Origin of the sequence: Cereibacter johrii (assembly GCF_001720585.1) — a bacterium.
In the GTDB taxonomy this organism is placed as follows: Bacteria; Pseudomonadota; Alphaproteobacteria; order Rhodobacterales; family Rhodobacteraceae; genus Cereibacter_A; species Cereibacter_A johrii.
This window is the reverse complement of the sequence record NZ_MABH01000242.1, coordinates 1-18,959: the sequence shown is the minus strand read 5'-3', so window position 1 is coordinate 18,959 and position 18,959 is coordinate 1. Positions and strand designations below refer to the sequence as shown.

Here is an 18,959-nt window from a genome sequence, read left to right as displayed (position 1 = left end):
AGACCGACCCCGCCGCCTTCAGGACAGGGGCCGCGACCGTCGAGGGCTGGACGAGCGACGGAGCGGAGGCTGCACCCCTGCGGCTCAGCCGAGATCGCGCAGAAGATCCAGCGCCCGGCGTGCGGCATCCCCGTCCGCTTCCTCCTGCCGCAGGAGCCGCCGGCCCTCGAGCGCCACGCCCTCGGGCAGATCCTCTGCGAACCGCTCCGCACAGGCGTCCGGCGACAGGTCGAGCGCCACGCCGGACGGCCCCGCGCTGACCCGCTCGATCCCCAGGCTCCGCGCCAGCGCCCGGATCTCTGCCGCGACGAGGAGACCCGCGGCCGCAGCCGGCGGCGGGCCGAAACGATCCTCGATCTCGTCGGCCAGAAGCGCGACCTCGCGCGGGTCGGCGGCCCGGGCAAGCCTGCGGTAGAGGCCGAGACGGAGGCCCGCCTCGGGAATGTAGTCGGCGGGCAGCGCCCCATCCCCGTCCATCGCGAGGGTGACATGCCGGGCCGTCGGCGGCTCGCCTCGGGCGGCGCGCACCGCCTGCGCAAGGAGATGCTGGTAGAGCGGCAGGCCGATGAGCCTGACGTGACCCGACTGCCGCTCTCCGAACAGCTCTCCCGCTCCGCGCTGGTCGAGGTCTTCGGCGGCGATCGCCGCACCCGCGCCCAGCCGGTCGAAGGCCTGAAGCGTGCCGAGCCGCCGCAGGGCCGCCTCGTCAAGGTCGTCTCCCGGCCCGTGCATCAGATAGCAATAGGCCTGCCGCGCCCCGCGACCCACGCGGCCGCGCAACTGGTGGAGCTGCGCAAGACCGAAAAGCTGCGGATGCATGACGATCATCGTATTCGCGCGCGGAACGTCGAGCCCGGTCTCGACGATGCTCGTGGCGAGAAGGATGTCGCCCCGACCGGCGGCGAACTCCACCATCGCGCGGTCGAGCTCTTCCGGCGGGAGGTCGCCATGCGCGACGCGGAGCCGCGCCTCCGGCAGGAGGTCGCGGAGGCGCGCCTCCGTGGCATCGATCTCCGCGATGCGCGGCACGATCACGAAGCTCTGGCCACCCCGCCGCCGCTCGCGCAGGAGCGCCTGCCGCAGGACGGCCGCATCGTCCTCGGCGGACAGGGTGCGCACGGCCCGCCGCCGGGCGGGCGGCGTCGCGATCTCGCTCAGGTCCTGCAAGCCCACGAGGGCCGTCTGCAGCGTCCGCGGGATCGGCGTGGCCGTCATCGTCAGCACATGCAGGTCGGCGCCGAGCGCCCGGAGCCGCGCCTTGTGGGCTGCACCGAACCGTTGCTCCTCATCCACGATCAGGAGGCCGAGATCGGCGAAGACCACGCCCTTGCCGAGCAGCGCATGGGTGCCGACGACGATGCGGATCGACCCGTCGCGGAGCCCGTCGCGCGCGGCCTTCGCCTCGCGGGCGGGCACGAGGCGCGAGAGATGGGCCACCGTGATGCCGAAGCCCTCGAACCGGCGGCGGAAGGTCTCGGCATGCTGCCGGGCGAGGACGGTGCTCGGCGCCACGAGCGCGACCTGGGCGCCGGAGAGCGCCACGGCGGCCGCCGCGCGGAGCGCGATCTCGGTCTTCCCGAACCCCACATCGCCGAGGACGAGCCGGTTCATCGGCCGCTCTGCCACGAGATCGTCCAGAACCTCGGCGATGGCGCGGCGCTGATCGGGAGAGAGGGCGAAGGGGAAGCGCCCGGCGAAGCGCTCGTAGATGTCGGACGGCGGCCGGAAGGCCCGCGCGGACCTGGCCGCCCGCTCCTTCGCCGCGGCCACCAGCGCGCGCGCCGCCTCGGCGATCCCTTCGTCGAGCTTTCTCTTCCGGTTCGTCCATGCCGCACCGTTGAGCCGATCGAGGGTGACGTCGGCGCCGGTGCCATACCGCCAGATCCGGCCGGCCTCCTCGACGGGCACGAGGAGGTGCTGGTCCGCCGCATAGCCGATGCGGATCGCCTCGCGGCCCTCCGCGCCGGGCAGCGGCGCGAGGCCTTCGAGGCGCCCCAGCCCCCTGTCCTCATGCACGACGAGGTCCCCTTCGGCGAGGGCGTCCGGCGCCACCTGCCATGCGGATACCGCCGACACGGCCGCATCTTCCGCGGCCCGGCTGCCCAGCACATCCCGCGCCGTGACGACGGCCGTCCGCCCCGGAAGGTCGACGAAGCCGCGGGTCAGAGTGGAGAGGATCGACGCGGGGACATCCTCCGGCGTGGCGCGCGCTTCCTGCCAGTCCTGCGCTGGATCCGCCGCCCCGGTGGCCCGCCCAAGCGCCCGAAGGTCGCGTGCGGTCGCGGCAAGAAGAACGACCCGGCGCCCCTCCTCCGTCTGGCTGCGCGCAAAGCGGGCGAGGGCCGCGCGCGGTCGCCGGTCTTCCGCGAAGGCGGGAACGGGCTCCCAGCCCGAAAGATCGAGCGTCTCGGCCTGCGCGAGGATCCCCGCCAGATCCTCCTCTCCGAGGTAGAGCGCCTCGGGCGGCAGCGCCTCGCCCTCGCCAAGGCTCTCGCGGTCGCGATGCGCTTCCTCGATCTGCGCGCGGGCCCGGCGGAGCGCCGCGAGCGCGCCGGGGGTCACGGAGATCCCGCCCTGCCCGAGATGGTCCGGCAGCGCAGCGAGGGAGGGCCATGCCCGGGGCAGAAGATGTTCGGCCCCCCGCGGCGGAAGCCCCTCGGCGAAGGCGCTTTCGGGCAGTTCGGTCACGGGCAGCAGATCGATCCCGGGCACGTCCTCCAACGAGCGCAGCGACACGGGATCGTAGCGGCGGATCCCGGTCACGAGGTCTCCCTGAAGGCCGATCCGCACGGGCCGGTCCGCGCCCGCCGCAAAGACCTCGACCACCTCGGCGCGGAACGCGATCTCGCCCGGCTCGTCGATACGGTCATCCTCCACATATCCCGCGCAGGCGGCGAAGGAGCGCAAGGCGCCGAGATCTAGCGTCTCGCCAGCGCGTACCGCAAAGCGGCGCATCGCCTCGACCGGCGGCACCCGCTGCAGAAGACCCGACGGACCCACGATGACGAGCCGGACGTCTCGCGCGCGCACCGCATCGAGCAGGGCCATGCGACGTCCCATGGCATCGGGCGTGGGCGAGGCGCCGTCGTAGGGAAGGCAGTCCCAGCACGGGAAGACGTCCGGCCGAAGCGTGGGCGCGATCTCCCGGAGGAAGCGGACGAGATCCTCCGCGCGCGCATCGTCGGAGGTGATGTGAAGATGGGCTGCCTTCGAGAGGCCGAGATCCAGAAGCCGCAGGGCCTCGAGGCCGATCGGTGGTTCCATCAGCCTTTACCTGTCAGGCAACCCGCGCCACTGTTGCGCGGGGGACAATGACGAAGCGGACGGCTTGTTCCGCGCTCGCGGACGCGGCCTCAGGACGCGACGGTCATCTGCGCGAGGCCTGCCGCAAGGGCGTGGAGAAAGGGCGCCTGAGTGCCAGATGCCTGCGTTGAAGGGTCCGCATCCTTGAGGCTCACCTCGCCACGCGCCCCCGCGGCGCCGTCCGCGCACCTGTCCGCGACGCGATGCCCTTGCCCGGGAGACCCGCGTCTCCTTCGGAGCGGGGCCGGCCCCCCCGCCCGAGCCGCCGCAGCGTTCGCGCGCCGCTCGCGGGATGTCAGGGACGTCAGGCGGAGAACACTGCGGGAGAGGCGACCGATCCGATCGGGTCACCGGCGAGGAAGAGTCTCGCGGATCGCCGCCAGGGCCAGGGGCTTGGCGGTTCTCCCCGAGACCCGACCTCACCCCTGGCGGCGCCTTGGATCGGTCCAGCCCGTCACTTACTGCGGCAGCGCATAGGCGATCATCCAGTCGCCGACGCCGGTCTCCATGAAGTGATGGCCGACGGCGGCGATCATCACATACTGGCGGCCGTCGACCTCGTAAGTGATCGGGTTGGCCTGTGCTCCCGCCGGCAGGACATCCTGCCAGAGCGTCTCGCCCGTCTCCACATCGATCGCCCGGAAGAGGTTGTCGGTCGCGGCGCCCATGAAGATCACCCCGCCGGCGGTCACGACCGAGCCGCCGTTGTTGGGCGTGCCGATGTCGAACGGCAGGTAGGACGGAATGCCGAAGGGGCCGTTGCGGCGCGCGGTGCCGAAGGGGCGATCCCAGACCGTCTCACCCGTTTCCAGATCGATCGCGCGGATATGGCCGTAGGGAGGCCGCACGCAGGGAATGCCCGTCATCTCGTTGCGCCAGCCGGCATTGACGCTGATCCCATAGGGAGATCCCGCCTGAGGGTCGGCCGCGCCTTCGGCATTCTCGCCGGCCTGCGCGCCGCTCTCCTGCTCGTGGATCGGCACACTCTCGACCTCGTCGCGCGGAACGAGCCGGTTGTAGTTCGGCACATCGTTGTAGTTCGCGATGATGAGGCCCCGCTGGCTGTCCACCGCGACCGATCCCCAGTCGGACCCGCCGTTGTAGCCCGGATACTGGATCCACGGCCGGTCGCTGGAGGGGGGCGTGAAATAGCCCTCGTAATTGGCGCGGTGGAACTGGATGCGGCACCAGAGCTGGTCGATCGCGGTGAAGCCCCAGGCGTCCCTGGGCTCGAGCGGCGGCATCCGCAGCGTGGCCCAGGCCGAGGCAGGCTGGGTCGGCGAGATGTAGTCGGGCTCCACATCGCCCTGCGGCAGGCCGGTCAGCTCTTCCATCGGCGTCAACGGCTCTCCGGTGGCCCGGTCGAGGATATAGAGATCGCCCTGTTTCGAGGGCAGGAGGATCGCCGGCGTGCCCTGCCAGTCGAGGAGCGTGGGCTGGCTGCCGAGATCGTAGTCCCAGACATCGTGCCGGACCGTCTGGAAGTGCCAGACCTCCTCGCCCGTCGTGGCGTCGAGGGCCACCAGCGAGGTGGCGAAGGCATTCTCCGCCTCCGACCGGTTCGAGCCGTAATAGTCCACCGAGGAATTGCCAAGCGGCAGGTAGACATATCCCAGCTCTTCGTCGGCGACGGCGGTCGTCCACATGTTGGGCGTGCCGCGCGTATAGACCTCTCCTGCGGGCGGGCCGGCGCGATTGGCCTCGGGAGCCGCAAGGTCCCAGGCCCAGACGAGATCGCCGGTGACCGCGTCATAGCCGCGGACCACTCCCGAGGGTGCGTCCTCGGCCTGACCGTCCTTCACCTGAGCGCCGGTCACGAGGATTCCGCGCACCACGGCGGGCGGGGCCGTGACCGAATACCAGCCGGGCACCCGCTCGCCGATATCCTGCCAGAGATCCACCGTGCCGTTCTCGCCGAACCCCTCGCACGGGTCGCCCGTGAAGGCGTCGACGGCGACGAGTTTGGCGTCGAGCGTGCCCTCGATCACCCGCGTCGCGCAGAGCGTCCCCTCCGCGGCCGCCGGATCGGTGTAGATCGAGACCCCGCGGCACGAGGCGCCGTAGGGAATGGCTTCTGCGGGCACGCCGGGATCGTAGCGCCAGTTCTCCTCTCCGGTCGCCGCATCGATGGAGATGAGGATGTTCATGGCGGAACACATCAGGAGGTCATCGCCGATCTTGAGAGGCGTGGTCTCCGGCGAGTATTTGCCGTCCGCCTCGGCGCTCGGCATGTCGCCGGTGCGGTAGACGAAGGCCCGCTCGAGGCCCGCCACATTCTCCGGAGTGATCTCGTCCAGCGGCGAATATCGCGTGGCCTGCGCATCGCCGCCCCAGAAGGGCCAGTCCGCCCCCACCTCGGGCTGCGGCTGCGCAGGCCGCTCCACAAGGGCCTGAGCCTCGGCCTCCGCTTGCGCGACACTGGTGCCCGCGGGCGCCGCTTCCGTGCCGGCCTCCGGAGAGGCTGCCCCCTCCGGCGCTGCCTGCTCGGTCTGCCCCTGCGGGGCGTCGCCTGCGCCTCCGGGTTGCGCGTCCGGCGAAGGCTCGGCTTGCTGTGGCGCCACATCGGCTTCCGGCAGACCTTGGGCGGGCTGCACCTGCGCGGCGAGGGGGGTTGCGGCGATCAACGCCAGAAGGGGGAGGGAACGAAGGGGATGGATCGGCATGGCCAGCTCCCGTCAGCGGCGCCGAAGCGCGGGAATGCAGAGAAGGACGAGGATGAGGATGAGCGTCGGCCCGACCAGGCGCGGCATTTGTGCCCACCAGTCGGTTCCGACCTCCCAGAAGGCCCAGAGGACCGTGCCCGCCCAGACTGCAAGATAGAGCCATACGGCCGCGAAAGAGCGTCGGAACAAGAGAACTCCAACCAGCAGAAGGCCCAGCCCGGCGATGCCGTAATACCAGCTGCCGCCGAGCACGATGAGCCAGACGCCTCCGGCGAGAAGCGTGATGCCCAGCAAGAGGCAGACGATGGCGAGCGTCGTCAGCGCCCAGTTGCCCCGTCGACGAGGATGATGAATCTCATGTGCAGTCATTCCGCCTCCGTAACTCTGTCGCACCACAGGGAGTCTTTACCGAACACCTGCAGTCCGCCGATGTTCCTTCCGCCTCGCCCCCAAGCGTTGCCTCGTGCGGCCCACTGGCCCGCCCGGCGCGGCCCACAAGGCGCGGCTCCGGGCGCCCGGCGCCGACCTGCAGGCCCTGGCGATGACGGCCACTCCGATCTCGCAGAGGCGGCGGATGGCACTCCTGAGCCTGCAGGATCTGGGCGAGAGCACATCGACGTCCGGCCCATCCGCGGCGCGCCACTCGCGCCCGAGGCGGAGCCACCGGTCCTGCCGCGACGCGGACGCGCAGAGTCGCGCTTTCTGAAGATGCGGCAAAAGAAAACCGCCGGAGGGGCGGCGTATCCCGGATAGCTGAGGTGGCTTGAACGGGTTGCGGGGGCGCACAATCGCCGTGCTCACCCGAGCTCAGGTGCGCGGTCTAACCGAGGAAACGCCACCCATCACCACGAAGGGCTGGCAGCGCTCTCTCGGCGTTGCGGCGTGGAAACTGCCGCAAAGCCCGAGAGCGGCCGTCCGAACGAACCGCATCGCGATCGATCGCTGGTTCCACCGCTTCCGGCGGCAAAGGAGTAGCCGAGGCGCCGTCCGATGCGCGTCACAGCTCGGCTTGCACGAGCGGGATGTCAACCGTGCCGAAGACCCTTCCGGAGGGTCGGCCCGTCGGCGACCCGCCGGGAGGCTCCTCGGAGACACCCAGCGTCAGGACACCCTGCACTGCAGCAATCTCGGCAGGCAGCCGAAGGCGCACACTGTCGCCCTCCGGCCAGAGACCGACGGATTGCGCGGGCTCGTCCGGCCCATGGGCCCAGACCTGCAGGATACGCCCTTCGGGTGCCGCGCCGGCGGTTCGGGCGAGGATGACCTCCTCCGACTGCAGGTCGACCAGCGCAACGACGCGGAAATCCCCCTCGTTCGAGGCGATCTCGGCAGAGTAGAGCGCCGTTGCCCTGGTCCGCTCGTTCGGCTGGAAGGCCACGAACGCCAGAACGAGGGCCGCCGTGATCGCGCCACCGGCGAGGGCCTGCCACAATCCCAGCCGCTGCCAGAGGGGAAGCCGCCGCGGAGCGGGGAAAAGACGTGCCATCAGTGCGGCACGGGCGGCCTGGGGCGCGGCAATCGGGTCCAGATCCGCCATCTGCGACAGCTGCGCCTCCCATTCGGTCACCCGTGCGGCGAAACCCGGATCGCGCGCCACGCGCGCGCGGACTGCGCGATGCTCGTCGCCCTCCAACAGGCCCATCGCATATTCGGCCGCGAGCATGTCATCGTCGGGCGTGGCGCTTTCCGAAAGATCGCTCATCTGGCCACGCAGTCCTTGAGCGCCATGAGGCCGCGTCTCAGCCATGTGCGCATGGTGTTCAGCGGAATTCCGGCGCGCTCCGCCAGTTCCGCATAGCTCAACCCGTCCAGATAGGCCCCGGTGATGGCGCGGCGACGGTCTGCGCCCAGCTCCTCCAGACAGGCCCGGATGCGCCCCGCCTCGGCACGCGCCAGCATCCTGGTCTCCGGGTTGGATCCGGCGGCAGGGTGGATGTCGTGATATTCGGTGACATCGCCGCCCCTGCGCTGAGCCCGCAGACGATCGATGGCCGTGTTGCGCGCGATCGTGATGAGCCAGGTCATCGGCGAGTGGCCTGTCACGCGATACCGACCGGCATGGGTCCAGATCTTGACGTAGGCGTCCTGCATTGCATCCTCGGCCCCCTGTCCACGCCCCAGGATACGACAGCAGGCCGCATGAAGTTTCCCGCTGGTGGCATCATAGAGCGATTCAAACGCGCCCCGGTCACCCATGGCGCACCGGGCGATCAGTGCCTCGAGGTCGGTCCGGGGCGTGCTCGGCCCCGTCGCCGCCGCGCGCCCGGAGCGGTTACCGGAGGTCTCGTCCGTCAGGCTGTCTATCGCTCTCACCGTCGAAAAAAATCGTCCCGCGCTGAAACTCCGATGCCACCTGCACCGTGACTTCGACGAGTTGGCCCACAGGGAGTGGTCCAACGCAAGCAGAAAAGGACGTTACCGATGGCCTGCAAGAACACTCTCGCCCTGACCGCCGCGACGCTCACCTTCGGCACTGCCGCACTGGCCGACGACCATGCCGGCGTCATGGGCTATGCCCTTGCCGAGAAGGGCAGCACGCTGGTCACCATGGCGGACATCGCCATGCCCGGCACCGTGAAGACCCATGCGCTTTCGGCGCCGCTGCGCGCGATCGCCTATCGCCCCGTCACCGGGCAGCTGCTGGGCTATGCCGACGGCATGATCTACGAGGTCGATCCGGCCACCGGCACGCTGACCGACCTCGGCGCCCGCTTCATGGACGATGCCATGATCGGTGACGGCGCCGTGGCCTTCGACTTCAACAACCAGATCGACGCCGTGCGCGCGGTCGGGGCGGATGGCTCGAACCTCGTGTATTTCCCTGACGGGTTTGGCGACAAGGACGAGCGCGCAAATTCCGTTCGCCGCTTCACCGACGCCTATTATGCCGAGGGTGACATGTCGGCCGGCCGCGAGCCGCTGATCTTCGCCAATGCCTATACCAATGCCATTTCCGGGGCCAAGGCGTCGTCGACCGCGCAATATGCGCTCGATGCCAATGCCGATGCTCTGGTGACGCTCGCCAACAACGACGGCACGCTGGCCTCCGTGGGCCAGCTGACGGTCGATGGCGCGCCGATCGACGTGAGCTATTGGGGCGGGTTCGACATCGTCTCGCCGGAAGAGGGCTCGGACATGGCCTATGCCATCCTGCAGATCGAGGGCGAAGAGACCGCGGGCCTCTACTCGATCGACCTGGCCAGCGGTGCCGCAAGCGAGCTCGCCGATCTGGGCATGGGCGGCTTCAGCGGCTTTGCTCTCTCGCGGGGCATGTAATCCGCTTCGGACGAAAGCGGAAGACCAACGAGCCTCTCGACCCTCGCGTCGGGAGGCTTTTCCGGGAGAGCGACAGCCCGACCGAAGGGACAGGATCGGTCGTTGCCAGGGATCTCGGTCATGGGCGAGCCGGCCCACTGGGTAATTGCGTAGGCCCGGTCCATCGCGGTCGTGACCGGAAAAGGCCGACCGTCCAACGGGTCTTTCAGCGCAAGAACTGGCAGCTCCGCAAGCGCCGGATCGGACTACGACCCCCGTATCGAGGCGGTTCCCATTCCTGGGGTACGCTGCCCATGACCTCTGGTCGACCGGTCTCTGTCGGCTTTCCCAAACCCATCCCCTCTCGCCCCCGGCCGCGGCCGAGAGGAGGACCCCTCGACGCTCCCCCGATGCCGCGGGGCGATGTTCGCGGCCGGACTGATCTCTGCGCTGATGCTGGCGACCGGCCTGTCGATCGCCGTCTCGATCACTGCGCGCCGGCGCGGCTATCCGCCCGAGCGCGACCGCCGCCCGACCCTGGCCGAGGCCGGCCACGCCTTCCGCGGCGGCTCGTGGGCGCTACTCTTTCCGGTCATCCTGCTAGTGGGGCTGCGCAGTGGGGTCTTCACCCTCTCCGAGATCGGAGCCGCGGCGGTCGTCTATGCGCTCTTCGTGGGCGTCGCCATCTATCGCCGGCTGACGGGGAGAAGCTTCATTGAGGCGCTCGAGGTCAGCCTCGGCGATATCGGCGCGGTGATCTTCCTCGTCGCGCTTTCGGCGATCTTCGGCTACGGCATCGTGCTCGAGCGGATCCCGGAGCTGGTCTCGAGCGCCATGCTGGGGCTGACCGACAACCTATACGCCGTGATGGCGCTGATCGCGACCTTCACCATCCTCGCGGGTTTCGTGGTGGATGCGACGGTGCTGATCATCATGCTGACGCCAATCTTCCTACCGCTCATTCGCAACCTTGGGGGCGATCCCGTCCATTTTGGCATCGTCTTCATTATCGCGGCCACGATCGGTAACTTCACCCCGCCCATTGGGACGGCGATGTACACCGTCTGCTCGATCCTGAAGGTCAAGGTTGGCGCCTACACGCGCGAGTCCCTGCCGCTGCTGCTTTCGGTCTTCCTCGTCACGCTGCTGCTCGTCTTCCTGCCCGGGGTCGTGCTGTTCCTGCCGAAACTAATGTTCCGCTGAAGGAGAAGTAATGAATCGCCGATCCATCCACAGCTACACATGGCTTCCCCGCTGGAGCAGCGAGGGCGGCGAGCGGGCGGCGGCCCGCGCGGCGGCCCACGGCTACGGCCATCTGGTGATCCCCCTGCGCGACCCCGAGACGATCGATCCCGCCCGCATCGCCCGCTTTTGCGCCGCCGAAGGCGTGGTTCCACTAACGACCTCGCCGCTCGGGCCCGACACCGACATCTCCAGCACCGATGCCGAGGTGGCGGCGCGCGGGCTTGCACGGCATCGGGTGGCTCTGGCGCTGGCGCGAGACATGGGGGCGCCACGAATGGGCGGCATTCTCTACGGCGCCTTCGGCAAGGCCGCGCAGGCCCCGGTGGCCGGCCAGTTCGAAGCTTCTGCCGAGGGGCTGGCCCGCTTGGCCGACGAGGCGGCAGCAAGCGGCATGCTGCTGACGCTGGAGGTGGTAAATCGATACGAATCGAATCTCGTGAACACCGCGGCCGAGGGGGTGCGGCTTGTCGAGGCAATCGGCAGGCCAAACGTGGGGCTGCATCTCGACACGTTCCACATGAACATCGAGGAGGACGACATGCTCGCCGCCCTCGGCACCGCGCTCCCGCATCTGGCGTACTTTGAGATCGACCAGAACCACCGCGGAAGGCTTTCTGCCGGGACGATCCGCTTCGAGCCCCTGTTCGCATGGCTGAAGGACGCGGGATACGCGGGCCTGGTGGGAGTGGAGGCCTTCTCCTCGGCCGTTTCCCATCCCGACGTCGCCGCCGGCGTGGCCAGCTGGCGTCCGCTTTTTGCCGATGGTTGCGAGGTTGCGGAAGAGGGCCGGGCACTGTTCGACCGCTGCGGGTTCTGATGCACGGCCGGACGGATCCGCGAAAGAGGCAACGACGGTGCGCCGAAGGTCATGGCGTACCATCCGTCGAGGGCGGGCGATCGCTCGGGGCAAAGTGCCGAGGCCCTTAGCGCAGGGCGTTCGCGCGGCAGTTCTCGCGGGCAGCATCAGGTCAGGATGACCTGGTGCCGGAGATGTCCTCTCCAACCGCGCGCTTTCGCAACCGGCCGCCGAACTGCGCTGCGAGCCCATAGCCGCCGCGCCAAGCCCGACCAAGCTCATCCCAGGTGCTTCGCGATGTATCCCCCTGATGCCTGCGCCGATTGCGCTGAGTCATCAGGGCCTCACCCAAGGCTGCCTCCAACTCCGCCGTTACGACATCGACGTTCCATTCGGGCTCCTCGGCGCAGACCGGACGCGGAAGAGGGATAGAGAGCTCGTTTGAGATCGCGTGCATCGCCTCGGAGAGACGGGTGCGGTCAGTCGGTGGCAGCCAGCCTTCCGGCGCGTCCCGGACGGAAACAAGGCGGTCGGCGAAGGTCGCGATGGCGACGATCCGTGCGAACCGCCGGTTGGGCTGCGAGGCGCACAGTGTCTGGAACGCCTGCATCAGCGCGGCATCCGGCGCCCGTGCGGGCCGATCGGCGCGAACCGCCCACAGGACGAGATCGGACTGCATCATCTCGGCCGCGACCCGGTCCCGAACGCCTGCAGAGCCGTCGAGACCCATCGTGTCGAGCAGGCGGCACGGCACACCGGCTATCTCGACATCGTAGGCAATCAGGCGATCCGTGGTCGGCGCCATATCGGTCTCAGTCAGGTTCTCGCGCAGGATCGCGTTGACCAGCGTCGACTTGCCGGCACTGATCTGCCCGACCACGAGGATACGCACCGGCTCGTCGGGCCGGGCAAGGCTCTCTCGATCCCGGCCGCTGGTCTCCAACTCCATTCCCAGCAGCTCGGCATCCGAGAAGCGCATCCGACCCGAGTAGAGCTGGACGGCCGCATGGGCCACTTCTTCGAGCAGAAGTTCCCGCAGTTCCCGCTGGAAGCTTTCCGAGAGCGTCTCGCTAACGCCGGAGTGGAGGAACCCGCTCAGTTCCTGAAGCATCCCGGCTGGCGGATTGGAGAGAAGGCGGTAGATCCTCCAGCCGCGCATGCCCCAGGTACCGAGAGCCTTCGCCACGTTCCGATGTCTGTAGGCCCAGAAGGCCGTTCCGACGTTGAGCTGATCCACGAAAGGCACATGGCTGCGCAGGATGGCGCGGTAGCGGATGATGACCGTGTCCGCGAGGAGCAACGCCTCGGGAACGGAAAAGTCGAGGGCGGAGCGTTTCCCGTCCGAGAGGGTGACCGCGACATGCTCGACCACCTGCAGAGCCTGCCGGGGAAGATCCGGCCAAGAGGACGTGGCGGGTGCCTTGCGGATCATCCGGCGTGCCGTATCGAAGGCCGCGCGCTCCTGGGCCGTCCAGTCCGGCTCGGCCCGGATCTCGGGCAGGGTCGGAGGCGGTGCGTCGGTCTTGCGCGGCCGCAGGATCAGGCGGGCCAGGCTTCGGACCACAACGAAGATCGCGCCGACCCCGGCCACGGCGGCCAGGAATGGCAGAAGCAGCTGGCGTTCCCGCAGCCAGAGAAAGCCCAGGGCCGAGGTCGTGAGCGTCGGCAGGACGAGGAGCAGGACCAGGCCAAGGCGGTCCCAACGCAGCAGACGGCGCAGAATGTCAGGAACGCGCAAGCATCGCCCTCCCCAAGGCATCGCGGTAGCGTTGCTGCAGGTCCGCGGGCGACATCGGCTCGCCTCGCGCCTCATGGTGCAGCCATGCGGCGGCAGCCCGGCCGAGGGCAAGCGTCGTGGAAAAGCTGATCGTGGCGGCCGATGCGGCCCCGACGGTCTGTCCATAGGCTGGCACCAGCTTCACTGCCTGCCGGAGCAGGAGTTCAACACCCGCCCGCAGAACGACTGAGGTGCCAAGGGCCGCAGCAAAGGCTGCCATGCGAGCCTTGTTCCATTCGATACCATAGGCTGCAGCGAGCCGATGCAGCAACGCTCCTTGCAGACCCGGCACGGTGACGAGGCCGACGACAGGAGCCGCGTCCGTGGCGGCCGCCGCAGCGGCGAACCACAGCACCATCGCCCTATTCCTGGAGAACGCCCGGCTCTCCGCATCCTTCGCGTCCTCATCCATCAGGATGAGCGCGGTCTCGGGCAGGATCTTCGACAGCGCCTCGACCAGGTCCGCCGGAGGCGCATCCTGCAGCGTGGACGGGGACAAGGCTGTCTCCACCGAGGGCAAAGGTTCGCCAACGGCGGCGTCGAGCCGGGCCTGTGTCGTCGCCCGTGCCCTTGCCCGTGCCTCGGCATCCTCGACGAGGTCGGCGCCGGTATGGATCACGAGGATCGGGATTTCCGGGCGCCGGCGGCGGACGGTTGCAAGCACCTCGGCCAGTTCTCCCTGAACCGGATCGTCCAGCCGTGCGATCGCCAGGATCGCGTGGCTGCCCTTTTCGCAAGCCGCCAGGTCCTCCGCGGGATCGTACCCCACCTCGGCCAGACCCCTTGTATCGAGAAACCGCAGCACAGGCGTCTCGACTGGATGGTCGTAGGCCACGGCCGTTCTCGTGCAGGAGGTGAAGCCGTTGCCGACCTGGGCAGCGCTCGCCCCCGTGAGGGCCTGCACGAGCGACGACTTGCCGGCACCCGTCCGCCCGAGGAGCCAGAGGGTCAAAGCCGGCACCGTTGCCGTCTTCATCAGCTTCTCGCTCTCGCCCGAACGGGCGAGATCCACCACGGCGTTGAGATAGGAGCTTACGGCGGGATCACCCGCCACAGCCCTGCCCCTGAACGTCCAGCCGGAGATCAGGCTGCCCGCGCGCGACAGGAGGCCCCTGTTGGCGTCGCGGAAGATGGCGTCGACCCGGGCAATGGCCGACGCCTCGCCCTTGTCGATCCGCCCGTCCGCCTCGGCCACCTCGGTGAGGAAGAGGATCAGGTCGGCATGCATCGCCTGTGCGTTGCAATCCGGGTTGTCGCGCTGAAACTGCGCCAGGGAGCGGGCGAGGTCTTCGAGGGTCCGACCGGCGACGGCGTCCTCGACCACCGGAAGGGCATACGCGACATAGTGCGGATCGAAGCCCCACTCCTTGATGAAAATCTCGCGGATAATCGCCCGCTCCTCTTCGTCGATGCCGTCGCCGGCCTCGCAGAGCTTCAGCGCGAGCCCCGCCATGAGGTCGAAAAGGCTCATCCCCAGCACGTCGAGCGGCGTGTTGATGAAGGCTGGGATCGCATGCACCCGTGAGCGCTCGTAGGTTCGCCACAGCCGGGTGACACCGAGAGCGACGCCACCCGTAACCATGGCCGCGCCCACCACCCAGCCGACGGGCGTCACTGCCGTCCCGAGGCCCAGGGCGGGGAGCAGCCCGCCGCCGAAGAAGGTGCCGGCCACCGTCGAGGACGCGGCAATGGCTCCGCCCGCAGCAGCGCTTCCTCCCGCCACGGCAAGGTCGGAGGCACTCCTGATCACTCTCATCGAGGCGTAGGCGTCTTCCCCGATGGCCAGTTTGTGCTTCAGGCGGAGCGGCTCGGCAATGACTTGGTGGACGCCCTCGAAATCGAGATCAGAAGCCGTCGCGGCGATTTCAGGCATTCGCCAGCACCGTGGCTACAGACCGCTCGAGGGCGTCGATGCGTCGGCGGACTCCCCCATCCTTGAGATCCTCCAGCGCGCCCAGCGTCAGACCGAAGGCAGAGAGAAGTGGCGTCAGGATGGGGCCGAGCAGCGGCCCGAGCAGTGGAATGCCGGCAACAAGCGTTCCCACGATCAGCCCGGTGGCGAGACCGAAGGTGGTGCTGGGATAGGACTTCACCAGTTCGAAGGCGAAATCGATGATCTTGCGCCCGATGGAGACCACGGCCTCGCCCACGCGAAGCGTGATCCTGGCCAGGTCCCGCAGCAGGGCCTTCACGTCGGCCGAAACGTTCAGACGCTCGATCCTGCCCAGCATCAAACGGAGCGGTTGCGATCTGGACACTTCGGCGAGAGCAGCCGCAAGCTCTTCATTCGGAACAGTGGTGGACAATGGTGGCTCCAAAACTCTTTGGCGTTCGGCAAGTCCAACGTAGGACGCCGATACCGCAATTTGCAATGCTCCCGTTGGACCATGGGAGGGACAGAACGTCGGGCACTAGTGTTCTGCACCTGACATAGGATTCCGGACTGTGCCGCTCTGTAGCATGGTCGGCGGATGAGACGCGCCGACATCTGCCTTTACCTTGGCCCCGCCGACCGCGCCGAGCTTCAAGCTTTGCTGAGCAACCGCAACACGCCGCGCAAGCTTGGCTGGCGTGCCGCGATCGTGCTGGCGACGGCGGAAGGTCAGGGCACCATCGAGATCATGCGGCGGACGGGCCTGTCGAAGCAGACGGTCTGGCGCTGGCAGGAGCGGTATCATGACGAAGGCGTGCCGGGGCTCAATCGGGACAAGACGCGGCCCTCTGGAGAGCCGCCCCTGCCCAGGGAGGTTCGGCTGAGGGTGATCGCGAAGACCGTGCAGGAAACGCCGTTCAATGCCACGCACTGGAGCCGCGCGACGATGTCCGAGGCGGTGGGCATATCGCCCTCGAGCGTGGGGCGCATATCGTGAAGGGGTTCAAGGTCTCGAACGACCCGATGCTCGAGGAGAAGGTCACCGAGATCGTGGGGCTCTACCTCGATCCGCCGGACCGGGCGGTTGTGCTCTGCGTCGACGAGAAATCTCAGATCCAGCCGCTCGACCGGACCCAGCCGCGGCTGCCGCTGAAGAAGGGCCGAGCGGCCAACATGAGTGGAGCCGCTGGAGTGCTCGCTGGGGACGAGGCCGAGCCAGGCCATCAGCTGCCGGGGCGTCTCGAACCACCCGAAGTCTCCGACCTCGGCCACCACCGTCGCCGGGATGGTAGTGTTGACGCCGCGAAGCGCGCGCAGCGCCTCGGCGTCAGCTCGCCCGCGCGCCATAGGCGTGCGAGCATCTCGGCATCACGCCGGTTGGTCTTGACCCGGTCGCCCGCACGCCGGGGAATGTGCGCGGGCGCCACGACGGCGCATTCGAAGCCGAGCTTCGTCAGCAGCCGGTGCAGGCCGTAGCCGCAGGGGCCCGCTTCGTAGCAGAAGGCCGGATTCGATCCGCCGCCTTCAGCCTCTTCGTCAGACGCAGCACGGCGTCGGCCGTGTTCGGGATCACCCCGTGAAACCGGACTTCTCCGTCGCGGCCCTCGTCTGCAGTGGCTACGGCGATCGTGTCGGCGTGGACATCCAGCCCGACGTAGGTCGTCTTCGTCATCAGCGTTCTCCTTCGCAAACCGGTTCAGGTTCGCCAAGGAAACCAAATGACCAAAGAGCCGACGCCGCTCATCGGGTCTTGAAGCGTCGCAGAGCAATAGCATCACTATGCCAACGGATCAGGGCGAGCATCGTGGGTTCTGCCCCCTCCAGCATGAGACCCCTCTATAGGCTGACAGCCATCCACCCTCGTGGCCGTGATCGCCTTCCACCCCCAGGTTCCCTTCATCTTGTCCAAGTTGCGTATTGCCAGGCCTTCGACATTACATGCGCGCCCCGGCGCGCCTTGACCCGCTTGTAAAAGGAGCGGAGCGGTCCGGGGCTCCGAACGGCCTGCCAGGCTGCCTCGACCAGGAGATGACGCGCATCGCTCCGACCGCGCTTGGTGATCCGCCCATGATAGGCCGGGCCATCGCCGGACTGCCGCACACTCGGGTGCAGTCCCAGGTAAGCCGATAGCTGATCCGCCGATGCGAAGCGGCTCACGCAACCGATCGCTGCCATGACCCCGACCGCCACAACCATGTCGACACCCGGGATCGTCATCAGCCGCCTGACATCCGCATCGGGCATGGCTGCTCGGGCGATATCCTGCTCGACCAGCCGCTGCGCCGCGGTCTGCCTGTCATACTCCTCGATGTGCCTGGCGATCGCTGCGCGCTCATCCGTCGGCACGTCCTGGGCCAGAACCCAGGCGCGACCCTTGATCCCGAAGAGATCCAGATGCGGATAGCGGGGCACGAGATGTGCGTGAAGGATGGACTGCACGATGGCCTTCAAGCGCACGCGACTCTTCACCAGCTGATTGCGCCGCCTGACCTGTCTGCGCCGTACCTGGGTCTCCGCATCCGGGCTCCAGACCTCGGGCAGGAATCCTGCCGCGTAGAGCTGCGCCAGGACACGTGCATCGATCTTGTCCGTCTTGGTCTTTGCCCGCGCGATGAGGTGGACCTGCAGCGGGTTGGCTACCGCAACCCGCGCCACCTTCGGCGCGAGGATCTCAACGAGGGTCGCGGCAATACCGGTCGCCTCGACCACCAAGTGATCGGTCGGACGCAGGCTCGATGCGAAGGCCATCAGCTTGTCTCTGGCCATGTCGACGCGCCCAAGGCGTCGCATGGCCCCGTCTTCCAGTACCACCGCTTCCGCAAAGACGCGATGGATGTCCATTCCAATGATGCGCATTGCGACCTCCTCCTGTTGCTAGGAGGGAGCAGACGGGCACGCGGCATTTACAGATCCGTGCTCTCGGCACATCCGGGCAAGCCGCAGGGGCGACCATATAACGGAACGGGCTCTCGGCCCACTGTTGTAGCTCGGTCTGCCCGCACTCATGTGCTCCCGATGCCCCAAGATCCGGATGCCATGAGGAGAGCAGATCCAGGGCCCCGAGCACCGACCTCATCATGCCGGATAACGGCATGGTGGAGCGCGTCATCCGGACCCTCAAGGAGCCGTGCATCCATCGCTAACGCTTCAACAGCATCCAGCACGCCACACGCACAATCGGCGACTGGATCATCTTCTACAGCCACCGCCGCCCACATCAGGCGTTGGACATGAAAACCCCGCTGAGGCATTCGCATTAGCGGCTTAACCTGTGCAGATTCCGCTGGGTCGATACGCGCGCGCCTCTTCAACCAGTCCGCCTCGGCGCACTGCATTTCCGTTCTACGACCCGAACGGCGTCGCCGGCAACTTCTTGGACGCCACGAACAGGGCGTTCCCGCCAGTGGCCGGCGCTGCGGCTAGGTGTCGGAAGCAATCGAAGCTCTTCCCGATGATCGACTACGGCTCACACCACAAGCGCGCGCTGGCCCTCATCGTCCGCCTCCTTTGGCCTCGCCTTGTTAGCTGCCAAGATCGGCAAGAGTGGCTCGCGGCGGCAATACCGGCTCCTGAGCGGACAGGAGCACAGCAGATTGCTCGCCGCCTTTCCGTACACGCTTCTCTGAACCGCAAGGGGGGACTGATGGAGAGGCTCGCCGAGGGCATGTTCGGCACCGGGCCTTCACCGGCCAGGCTGTCATCATCAGTCAGCCGCGCCCGGGCACGTGACCGAGCTTTTCGGGGAACCGGGGGCGCTTTTGCCGTTGTGCCGCAAGGGGCTGGGGACAACGACAAAAGCCCGCAGCGAAGCTACGGGCTTGGTTGTATGAACTGGTTGCGGGGGCAGGATTTGAACCTGCGGCCTTCAGGTTATGAGCCTGACGAGGCGGCCTTCAGGTTATGAGCCTGACGAGCTACCGGGCTGCTCCACCCCGCGTCGGTTTTGATTTGATCGTTTTGAGGGATATTCGTTTCTTTTCAGGTCTGGCGGCGACCTACTCTCCCACGTCTTGAGACGCAGTACCATTGGCGCGACGGCACTTAACT

General features: G+C 68.0%; 14 protein-coding genes, 1 tRNA gene and 4 pseudogenes. 6 read left to right on the top strand and 13 right to left on the bottom strand.

Translation table 11 applies throughout. From position 1 onward, the window contains the following. Window positions 1-84: 84 nt before the first annotated feature. From A9O63_RS20180 to A9O63_RS20160, 5 genes are all read right to left on the bottom strand, one after another. The gene (locus A9O63_RS20180; RefSeq protein WP_069333495.1) at window positions 85-3,264 is read right to left on the bottom strand and encodes a DEAD/DEAH box helicase; all 3,180 of its coding nucleotides are present in this window, start codon (window positions 3,262-3,264) and stop codon (window positions 85-87) included. Between the two features lie 497 nt (window positions 3,265-3,761). Further along, window positions 3,762-5,966, bottom strand: a complete 2,205-nt coding sequence (locus A9O63_RS20175; protein WP_069333494.1) for a pyrroloquinoline quinone-dependent dehydrogenase — start codon at window positions 5,964-5,966, stop codon at window positions 3,762-3,764. Window positions 5,967-5,978: 12 nt separating this feature from the next. Continuing rightward, window positions 5,979-6,335 carry a glucose dehydrogenase gene (locus tag A9O63_RS20170; RefSeq protein ID WP_069333493.1) on the bottom strand — a complete coding sequence of 119 codons (357 nt, stop codon included), beginning with the start codon at window positions 6,333-6,335 and terminating at the stop codon, window positions 5,979-5,981. Between the two features lie 628 nt (window positions 6,336-6,963). Then, on the bottom strand, window positions 6,964-7,668 hold the full coding sequence (locus A9O63_RS20165) for an anti-sigma factor (RefSeq protein ID WP_069333492.1): 705 nt from the start codon (window positions 7,666-7,668) through the stop codon (window positions 6,964-6,966). Then, window positions 7,665-8,162: a sigma-70 family RNA polymerase sigma factor gene (locus A9O63_RS20160; RefSeq protein WP_069333491.1), complete on the bottom strand. Its 498-nt coding sequence runs from the start codon at window positions 8,160-8,162 to the stop codon at window positions 7,665-7,667. The genes A9O63_RS20165 and A9O63_RS20160 overlap by 4 nt, the downstream gene beginning before the upstream one ends. A gap of 225 nt (window positions 8,163-8,387) precedes the next feature. On the opposite strand from A9O63_RS20160, the gene A9O63_RS20155 reads away from it, so the two are divergent. The 3 genes from A9O63_RS20155 to A9O63_RS20145 all read left to right on the top strand — a co-directional run bounded on the left by A9O63_RS20155 (window position 8,388) and on the right by A9O63_RS20145 (window position 11,283). After that, window positions 8,388-9,242 carry a DUF4394 domain-containing protein gene (locus A9O63_RS20155; protein ID WP_069333490.1) on the top strand — a complete coding sequence of 285 codons (855 nt, stop codon included), beginning with the start codon at window positions 8,388-8,390 and terminating at the stop codon, window positions 9,240-9,242. Window positions 9,243-9,644: 402 nt separating this feature from the next. After that, entirely contained in the window at window positions 9,645-10,424 is a 780-nt protein-coding gene (locus A9O63_RS20150) for a TRAP transporter large permease subunit (protein ID WP_235837010.1), read from the top strand. A gap of 10 nt (window positions 10,425-10,434) precedes the next feature. Further along, entirely contained in the window at window positions 10,435-11,283 is an 849-nt protein-coding gene (locus A9O63_RS20145) for a sugar phosphate isomerase/epimerase family protein (protein ID WP_069333489.1), read from the top strand. Between the two features lie 151 nt (window positions 11,284-11,434). Here the strand turns inward: A9O63_RS20145 and A9O63_RS20140 are convergent, their stop codons facing one another. The 3 genes from A9O63_RS20140 to A9O63_RS20130 are packed head-to-tail and all read right to left on the bottom strand — an operon-like array spanning window position 11,435 to window position 15,345. Further along, window positions 11,435-13,000, bottom strand: coding sequence for a GTPase family protein (locus tag A9O63_RS20140; protein ID WP_069333488.1), 1,566 nt, complete (start codon window positions 12,998-13,000; stop codon window positions 11,435-11,437). After that, window positions 12,987-14,912: a TerB family tellurite resistance protein gene (locus A9O63_RS22455; protein WP_084296090.1), complete on the bottom strand. Its 1,926-nt coding sequence runs from the start codon at window positions 14,910-14,912 to the stop codon at window positions 12,987-12,989. The genes A9O63_RS20140 and A9O63_RS22455 overlap by 14 nt, the downstream gene beginning before the upstream one ends. Continuing rightward, window positions 14,905-15,345 (bottom strand): hypothetical protein, encoded by a 441-nt coding sequence (locus A9O63_RS20130; RefSeq protein WP_141703130.1) that lies wholly within the window; start codon window positions 15,343-15,345, stop codon window positions 14,905-14,907. Before A9O63_RS20130 ends, A9O63_RS22455 begins: the two co-directional genes overlap by 8 nt. A 165-nt stretch (window positions 15,346-15,510) precedes the next feature. On the opposite strand from A9O63_RS20130, the pseudogene A9O63_RS22450 reads away from it, so the two are divergent. Then, a pseudogene (locus A9O63_RS22450) lies at window positions 15,511-15,843 on the top strand (helix-turn-helix domain-containing protein); the annotation flags it as partial. Next, window positions 15,817-16,091 (top strand): annotated as a pseudogene (locus A9O63_RS23780) (IS630 family transposase); the annotation flags it as partial. The pseudogenes A9O63_RS22450 and A9O63_RS23780, both read left to right, overlap by 27 nt. On the opposite strand, the pseudogene A9O63_RS23775 reads toward A9O63_RS23780, so the two are convergent. The 4 genes and pseudogenes from A9O63_RS23775 to A9O63_RS20115 all read right to left on the bottom strand — a co-directional run. Beyond that, window positions 16,089-16,408, bottom strand: a pseudogene (locus A9O63_RS23775) (transposase); the annotation flags it as partial. The pseudogenes A9O63_RS23780 and A9O63_RS23775 overlap by 3 nt on opposite strands. Next, window positions 16,366-16,584 (bottom strand): hypothetical protein, encoded by a 219-nt coding sequence (locus A9O63_RS23210; RefSeq protein WP_069333485.1) that lies wholly within the window; start codon window positions 16,582-16,584, stop codon window positions 16,366-16,368. The gene A9O63_RS23210 and the pseudogene A9O63_RS23775, both read right to left, overlap by 43 nt. A 105-nt stretch (window positions 16,585-16,689) precedes the next feature. Beyond that, entirely contained in the window at window positions 16,690-16,830 is a 141-nt protein-coding gene (locus tag A9O63_RS23745) for a hypothetical protein (RefSeq protein WP_412841995.1), read from the bottom strand. 5 nt (window positions 16,831-16,835) lie between these two features. Further along, a pseudogene (locus A9O63_RS20115) lies at window positions 16,836-17,768 on the bottom strand (IS110 family RNA-guided transposase); the annotation flags it as partial. A 299-nt stretch (window positions 17,769-18,067) separates the two neighbouring features. Between A9O63_RS20115 and A9O63_RS23740 the strand changes: the two are divergent. Next, complete coding sequence (locus A9O63_RS23740) at window positions 18,068-18,172, top strand: integrase core domain-containing protein (protein ID WP_205631861.1); 105 nt, start codon at window positions 18,068-18,070, stop codon at window positions 18,170-18,172. Between the two features lie 572 nt (window positions 18,173-18,744). On the opposite strand, the gene A9O63_RS20110 is transcribed toward A9O63_RS23740, so the two are convergent. Further along, window positions 18,745-18,849: transfer RNA gene (locus A9O63_RS20110), tRNA-OTHER, on the bottom strand. Window positions 18,850-18,959 lie beyond the last annotated feature (110 nt).